Raw genomic sequence first — 6946 nt, 5'->3', positions numbered from 1 at the left:
CCGGGTTTCCTCTCCCGCGCCCTTGCGCCGAGCTTCCTCGGCAGCCATTTGCGCTTCCAGCGCCCGCCGTTGCGCATCAAGATCGGCACCCTCCTGGACGGTCTGATCGACATTTTCAGCCTGTTGCGTATTGCTCTTGTCATCGGCCGGGGGCGGCACCACGATCTGATCGATCGTACTGTCAGCCGCTTGCGGCTGCTCGCTCAACGCTGGCGGGCGGAACTCGGGCGGATTGAAGGCCTCCTGGCCCTCATTGTTACTATCGGACGGCACTGGGTCGCGAGGCCAGTTGAGCCAAACCAGCGCGCCAACGAGGACGAGGCCCAGTGCAGCCATTGCGATCCTGGTGCCCGCGCCGGCGCCTCGGCGGGCGACAGCCGGGCTTCCGTCCAGCTGATCATAGTCGATCTGACTCATCACTGGCCTCCACTCGGTCCAAACAGGGTGGAACCGCTCTGAAGTTTCGTGGGCCCGTAGATTTGCTCCACCGGATCGACAGCGCTGGGTCGCGCTCGGTTATACAGGCAGAGCGCCTTACCATCGGCTCGCAATGTGAATTGCCGCGCTACCTTGTCGATGATGGTGTATTTGCCTTGAGTGCGAACGTTGACCAGCGATTCGTGGCGCTTGTCGTCGACAACGAAAATCGCGGGAATGTCGCCCTTGAACTCCAGGAACACCTTGGTGCCGTCATCGAAGACGGTGCGCGGTTTCAGGCCGTCGTCGCCCTTGTAGGCGTAGTCGTAATTGAGATCGGCATAGTTCAGATTTTTCAAATCCGGATCGGCGGCGCTTTCTGTCGCCTGCGAAAGCAAGCGGGCGTTGACGTCCTCGTCCGGGTACTTGAAGCGCACCTGGAAGGACGCCCGGTCGCGGTCATTGTCGGTTGCCTGAAGCAGAAGCGAATAAACGCGCCGGTTGGTGACGACGTTAACGTTGGTCCATGCATCACGCTCGAGCGGCTTGACGAACAGGAACCGTGACCCACGCTTGGGAACAATCGACCAGCCTTTCGTGTCACCAGCCGAGACGGTCTCGATAAATTCTGTCGGACTGAGTTCGACCATCGTTGAAATGCCGACAGCCGCGCGCACTGTCGTCACGTCGTCGTTGTTGAAGGTCACATATCGGATGCGAGTGTCACGTGCGGCCGCCTCGTGGGCGATGCCGAGAAGAAGGGCGGCCGACAGAGCGAGGCCCAGACTCCGGCTCATTGCAGGTTTCCCGCGGTCGGCGCCGATTCCTGGTCGCGGCGGTACTCCGTGACCTGAAATCCCAACGGGTTGTCGAAACGCCACTCGTTCTTGAGCGGGGTTGAGGTGTAGCGGAATTTTATCACCGCTACCCAATTATCGATCGTGGAGGAATTATCGCGTCGGGTCGTCGTGGCAAAGCGCACCGAGGCGGTATTGCGATTGAGCAGGGAGACCGACTTGATCTCAACCGAGACATTGACATTGCGGCCGAAGATCTTGTCCAGCGATTGCGGATTTGCCGGGGTAAAGAGCCATGTCAAATCCTGGGACGCAGCGTCGGTCGAATAGAGCTGCGCCAAGTCATAGTTCTGCTTCAGCTCGCGCGGGTCATAGGTTTCCCGCGCGCGAATATAGCGCACCAGGTTCGCCGCCGTTACGGCCTCGTTCTGCGACAAGTCTCCGGGTTTAAGGGCGCGTGCGATCTCGATGTAGCCGGTGGATTTGTCGACCTCGACGACATACGGCTCGAATTGCCGAAGCGGCAGGACCATGACCAGCGCCACCAAGGATAGGACTGCCACCAGTGCGGAGACGCCGCTGACAATCCACGCCAATGTGCGCGACCGCCGCATTGACCGATGGGTGTCGTCCTCCCAGGTCGCCCCCACCACATAGTAGCGTTTGTCGACAAGCTGTTTGCCGCTGCCCGCGGTCGTTGCCACTGGATCTGACATTCTAACATTTCCTCGTTAGGCGAGGGGCCTGGAGTTAACGCGCGCGGCCTGCTGGATGGCGGACCTGCTTGCGTCCTCCATCCTCCCCTTGCGCATGCGTCGGAGCTGGTTTGCGGCGAGTTGCTGGGCGCCACGGGCGACACGGTTAGCGGCCCATCGAGCACCGGAGTAGCGCATTGCGTTCCGGCCGAACATTCCGTACGAATAGCGCGCTCCAACAGTACTTAAGTAGCCGCCGCCGTTCAGGATCGACGCAATCGACGGTATCTGCATCAGGACGTAGATGCCGATAATCGTCACCAGAACGAGTGGCAGCACCAGCGACATTTTATTGTCTATTGTCGCTCCGCCGGAGGTAGCGGTGTTTAGCGCTGCGTTGACCAGCGAGAAGTAGAAGCCGAGAAAACCGTAGATCAGCACCTGCTGAATCATTAGAAACGTGGTGAGCGAAATGAACCCTTCGCTCATGCGCGAGGACCAGCGGTAAAGCCAGAGAACTATCCACAGCGGCGCCAAGGCCAGCGTGATGAAAAGCATCACTTTGGCCGCGATGATCGCGGCGATGGCAAGGGCTGCGAAGACAATGGCCGAAAGCAAGACAAGCAGCGACAGCAGCGCACCGAAAATGTCGTAGAAGGACCCGCTATAGACCTGGTTGGCGACGTCCTGCGCGCCTTGGTAAAGGTTGTCGATAAGTGCCGGAATTGCCGCCTGATCGCTGAGCTGGTTGCCCGTCGCGCGCGACACGGCGCCAACAATCACTTTGCCGACTTCATCAGGAATGCTTTGCACAAGCTGATAGATCGTCGCGGAGAATGTCCCCCATCCCGTCAAAAGCAGGTAGATGATGACGACACGGCCAAGCCGGTATGCTGCCTCGATCGGTGAAATCGACTCCCGCCCGCTCAGGATCGAATAGCCCCACCAGATGATGTAGAGGGTGAGCATAAGCGCGAACACGTTCCCCATGGCATTGCCCAACTGCATGTAGACGGTGCGGACGAAATCCTCGCCGATGTTGTCGATGCCACCAAGAATGCTTTGTGCGAGGCCGTTCATCGCTGCTCCTTCAGGATGCTATCGAACGGCAAAGCATTGACGGGTTTGAGCGGGCCGCATCCGGCCTTTTCGGTATACGCCAAAGGCCCACACGGCGCTTTCAGTTCGCGGTTTGCGCAACCAGAAAGTACCACGCCGAGCCCAGCCGCTATGCACACCCGCAAGATCCGCCACAACAAGGAGCTAATTCCCGCTCTTGCCGAAGTTCGCGAATGGATTGACGGTGCGCGGCGTCATCATCTTCTGCACCTGACTCTGGCGAAGAAGATCGGTCTTCAGCTTCTCATTCAGGGCGGCAACAGCACCGTTCTGGACACCGATCAGCTCATTGACAGCTCGGGCATTTTCGAGCTGCATTCTCGTGTTCTGGTCGACCGAACCCTTAACGTCGTCGGACTGACCGATCTGTCCGCTGGCAGACTGCAACGACTGTTCCCGCTGCGTGACGCCTTGTGACGCCTGCGACGTCAATGCGCTAAGCAGCGAGGCCACGTTGACGCTGCCGCCATAGGCCGTATTGACGGCGCTCGTCTCTTTGCCGGCGATCTGCTGGAGCTGCTTCACCAGCTGAAGCCCATTGATTACAGCGCCGGCAATCTTCTGGATTTGGGGGGACAGACCTCCAAACGAGAGCGCGCCATCGTTGAGGACCGATCCGAAGGACGGCGCCTGGGCAATCGACATATTGCCGCCAAGACCCGTTTGTCCGATTCCGAGCGAGCCGTCACGGCTGCCACTGAGAGCCTTCAGGATCTCCTCGCTCTTCTTCAGAATGTCCTTGTTGGACTCCATGATGGAGTTGGTGTTATCGGCATTCCTGCGGGCAACATCTAGGTTGGCTCCGTCAATGACGGCAATCTGCGCGAAAGCGGCGCTCGACCAGAGCGCCAGACCGGCCACGATGGCGAATTTCTTCATGTCAGCCTCCTATTGCTGCAGGGAATCGATCACGCTGGCGGCGCCAGCAGGATCTGCACTGATGGTTATCGAGCGACCGTCATCCGAGCGCGACCGCGCGTTATCAAGCGCGCATGGCAACCACCGGCTACGATCGATATTGATGCTTTCGAGTTCGGCAGGGTCGCATGAGAACGGGTTGGGAGAACCATTCTGCGGGCGTTGCACCAACTTCGCGGTCTGCGATGTCTGGACGTTTTGCATGGACAGAAGCTGCCCAAGCAATGCCGTGAACTCGCTGGCCTGGGCAATGTATTGATTGGTGACGCCGGCATTGATGCCGCGCGCGGACGAGTTCAGCTCCCAAGCATCCTTGTATTCCGTCACCTGGCCGATCGAGCCCATTATGGCGTCGATCTGTGCGCCGTTTGCGCCCTGTTGTGCGGTGCTTGCCTCGATGCCGCCCACTACCTTCCGAACGGCACCCATGGCCCCGTTCTGTGCCTCGCCGCCGACGCCGTCGGCCGTCACGACCGAGAACGGCGGCGACGCAGCGACAGGAGCTTTGCCGCTCGAGACATATTCGTTGAAATACCCATTCCAGCGGCCGACACCGCCGGCCCACTGTGTCTGCTCGGCCGCGTTCGAGCCGTTGTAGAAGGATGCTAGACACGAATAGTTCGTCGCCCCGCACTGCTTGACGGCCATGCCGAGATATTTAACCCCGCCTTCGACGTTCTGCTCGTTCACGTCGCGGTCAAATCCCATGGATTTGCCGGTGCTCTTGGTCAGCTGCATGACGCCTTTGACGCCGGTGTGGCTTCCGGCGCATGTGTCAAACCGCGATTCCTGATACGCAGCAGAGAGCGCCAGACCCTCCGGAACGCCGTATTTCTGCGCATAATAGCGGATCAGCTGCACGTTGCCTGCGTCGCGTTGCAACGCTTCGGCCGGCGACCGGCGAAACATCTGCGAGCGGTATTTGTTCGAATAGGTGCAGACGACATTTTTCTTTTTGTCGGTCTCGTTCTTTTTTGAACTATCCGATGTTTCGCTGTGCTGCTCATCCTGTTTCCGCTTATCGAGATTGGCATCGTCGATGACGGCAATCTGGGCAGTGGCCATGGTCATGCCGCCCGTTATTGCGAAGACCACCACCAGAAGCGTGCTGCTAAGCTGCTTCTTCATTCTCGCTCTCCCATCCGCAGAAGTACGGCAGCCACGCCTGCGGCTCTTCGCCGAAGATTTCCCGAAGCCGCGCGCATTCCTTGCTGTTGGTTTCGTTCGAGGACAGAACCTTGATGAGATCTGGCATGGCCGCCAGGTCGAGCTTGGCCACGATCGAGTCGCTATCGTGTTTGACGAGGAAGGTGCGGGTTTCTTTCGCCGTTCGGCGCACGAACTCGAATTCCTTCGCTGTCAGCGAGAAGCGGTCCATGTAGGACTCTTTGCTTGCCTTCGGGTTGGGAAAGAAAATGTTGGTTTTCGTCTGCTCGATCAGTGACGAGGAGATGGAGGAATTGACGACATCCTCCGCCGTCTGCGTGCCGAAGCCGACCACGCCGTTGCGGCGACGGATAGTCTTCAGCGTTTCATTTATGAACGCCGAGAAGACCTCGTCGTCGAGGAGCTTCCATCCTTCATCGAGGAAAAGCATGATCGGCGTGCCGTCAATGACCTCCTCAAGACGGTGGAAGATGTAGAGCAAGGCGGCCGAGCGCAGTTTCCTGTCGCCAAGAATCCTGGTCATGTCGAAGCCGACCACCGACTTTGAGAAATCAACCAGATCAATGCGATTGTTGAAAAGCCAGCCCTTGTCCTTCGGATCGAGCCATGGCTGAATGCGCGCCGCTAGATCGTTCATGCCGGGCATGAGTGATCCCCGCAGCACTTCCGGCAGCAGATCAAAGGTCCGCTGCGCCTGCGGGATCTTGTAGATCATGTCGATGGCAGCGTTGATGACGCGCATCTCCGCTACATCCAGCGCGCCGCCTTCGGGCGTCAGAATGTAGATGAGCAAATCTTCCAGAAACGCACGATTTTCCGTCGTGTCTTCGAGTTGTAGCGGCGCGAACCCGGTCGGGTGGGATGGCTCCATCACTTCATAGCGGCCGTCGAGAGCTCGAATGAAAATTTCTGCGCCGCGCATATAGTCGAAATAGACGCATCTCGGCCTGGGCGTCACGCGCATGGCTTGAGCCATGAGGAACGACAGCACGACGGTTTTACCGGACCCCGTCGGGCCGAACACCGTGAAGTGCCCGACATCGTGGACATGAAAATTGAAATAGTAGGCCGTCTGACTGGTGGTTTCGAGCAAGGCGATGGGCCGTTTCCAATGCAAGCCCTCGCGCTGACCGGAGGGAAAATTGTGCCCTGAAAAGAGGCCTGCAAAGTTCAAGGACGATATCAGCGCGCGCCGCGCGATGTAGCTGAAATTTCCCGGAAGTTGCGCCCAAAAGGCCAGTTCCATGTTCAGCGTCTCGCGCACCGGTACGATAGACATCCGCGACAGCTCTGCGGTGATGTCGGAGAGCGCACGATTGAGGCCAGCCATGTCCGGTGCCAGCGCCATGACGCTCATGTGGTGCTGTCCGAAGACGACTTCGCCTCCGGCCAGCTTGTCGGCGCCGTCATGGACGGAATCCTCGACCGTCGTGCCGGCCTCGTCAGAACCCTCAACCTGGTTCGCGATCGTGTTGATCCTGCGCATCGCCGTTACGCGGTCTTCGATGGCGAAACTCTGGGTCAGCACAAACTCGTGCGGCAGGCGCAAAAGCCCGTCCAGGGATCCCGGTGCGGTGAAGGGCGGATATTCCTTGATCGAAACCATGGCGCCGAGTTTGCTTGCATCGGGGCCGCGGATTTCCAGCGCTGATCTTCCGAAAAAAAGCTGGCGTGTGGCCAACACCTCCGAGGCTCATGCGCGGCAATGGCATTTCCACATCGGCGCCGCCCGCGAGGATCTTCGCCAGAAGTTCCGCGGGCTCGGAAAACAAGCTGTCGCGACGTTTCACGACGCCGAGAAGACGCGCGCCATACGCCGCGAAATCCTTGACG

8 protein-coding genes are annotated in these 6946 nt (G+C 59.0%); 1 reads left to right on the top strand and 7 read right to left on the bottom strand.

The annotated features are described in order from the left end of the window. The 7 genes from EOA32_RS30930 to EOA32_RS30900 form a co-directional block, all read right to left on the bottom strand. Nucleotides 1-417 (bottom strand): hypothetical protein (locus tag EOA32_RS30930; protein ID WP_145971400.1); only part of this gene is annotated, 417 nt, incomplete at its 3' end. Beyond that, on the bottom strand, nt 417-1214 hold the full coding sequence (locus tag EOA32_RS30925; protein WP_128373738.1) for a TrbG/VirB9 family P-type conjugative transfer protein: 798 nt from the start codon (nt 1212-1214) through the stop codon (nt 417-419). The genes EOA32_RS30925 and EOA32_RS30930, both read right to left, overlap by 1 nt. Beyond that, nucleotides 1211-1918 (bottom strand): type IV secretion system protein, encoded by a 708-nt coding sequence (locus EOA32_RS30920; RefSeq protein WP_348632239.1) that lies wholly within the window; start codon nt 1916-1918, stop codon nt 1211-1213. Before EOA32_RS30920 ends, EOA32_RS30925 begins: the two co-directional genes overlap by 4 nt. A gap of 27 nt (nt 1919-1945) precedes the next feature. After that, nucleotides 1946-2989 (bottom strand): type IV secretion system protein, encoded by a 1044-nt coding sequence (locus EOA32_RS30915; protein WP_128373736.1) that lies wholly within the window; start codon nt 2987-2989, stop codon nt 1946-1948. A gap of 183 nt (nt 2990-3172) precedes the next feature. Beyond that, complete coding sequence (locus EOA32_RS30910; protein ID WP_128373735.1) at nt 3173-3907, bottom strand: type IV secretion system protein; 735 nt, start codon at nt 3905-3907, stop codon at nt 3173-3175. A gap of 9 nt (nt 3908-3916) precedes the next feature. Then, nucleotides 3917-5074 (bottom strand): lytic transglycosylase domain-containing protein, encoded by a 1158-nt coding sequence (locus EOA32_RS30905; protein WP_128373734.1) that lies wholly within the window; start codon nt 5072-5074, stop codon nt 3917-3919. Further along, nucleotides 5058-6797, bottom strand: coding sequence for a type VI secretion protein (locus EOA32_RS30900; protein WP_245499438.1), 1740 nt, complete (start codon nt 6795-6797; stop codon nt 5058-5060). The genes EOA32_RS30905 and EOA32_RS30900 overlap by 17 nt, the downstream gene beginning before the upstream one ends. On the opposite strand from EOA32_RS30900, the gene EOA32_RS38910 reads away from it, so the two are divergent. After that, the coding region (locus EOA32_RS38910; protein WP_189407509.1) for a hypothetical protein at nt 6706-6946 on the top strand (241 nt) is incomplete at its 3' end. The two genes, EOA32_RS30900 and EOA32_RS38910, sit on opposite strands and share 92 nt — an antisense overlap.

Origin of the sequence: Mesorhizobium sp. M1A.F.Ca.ET.072.01.1.1 (genome assembly GCF_004023325.1) — a bacterium.
Classification (GTDB): Bacteria; Pseudomonadota; Alphaproteobacteria; order Rhizobiales; family Rhizobiaceae; genus Mesorhizobium.
Note: the sequence above shows the minus strand (reverse complement) of the source record. Positions and strands in the feature narration are given on the sequence as shown.

Coding starts and splice junctions, on each gene's coding strand:
- EOA32_RS30925 (WP_128373738.1), bottom strand. CDS start 1,214: ATGAGCCGGAGTCTGGGCCTCGCTCTGTCGGCCGCCCTTCTTCTCGGC.
- EOA32_RS30915 (WP_128373736.1), bottom strand. CDS start 2,989: ATGAACGGCCTCGCACAAAGCATTCTTGGTGGCATCGACAACATCGGC.
- EOA32_RS30910 (WP_128373735.1), bottom strand. CDS start 3,907: ATGAAGAAATTCGCCATCGTGGCCGGTCTGGCGCTCTGGTCGAGCGCC.
- EOA32_RS30905 (WP_128373734.1), bottom strand. CDS start 5,074: ATGAAGAAGCAGCTTAGCAGCACGCTTCTGGTGGTGGTCTTCGCAATA.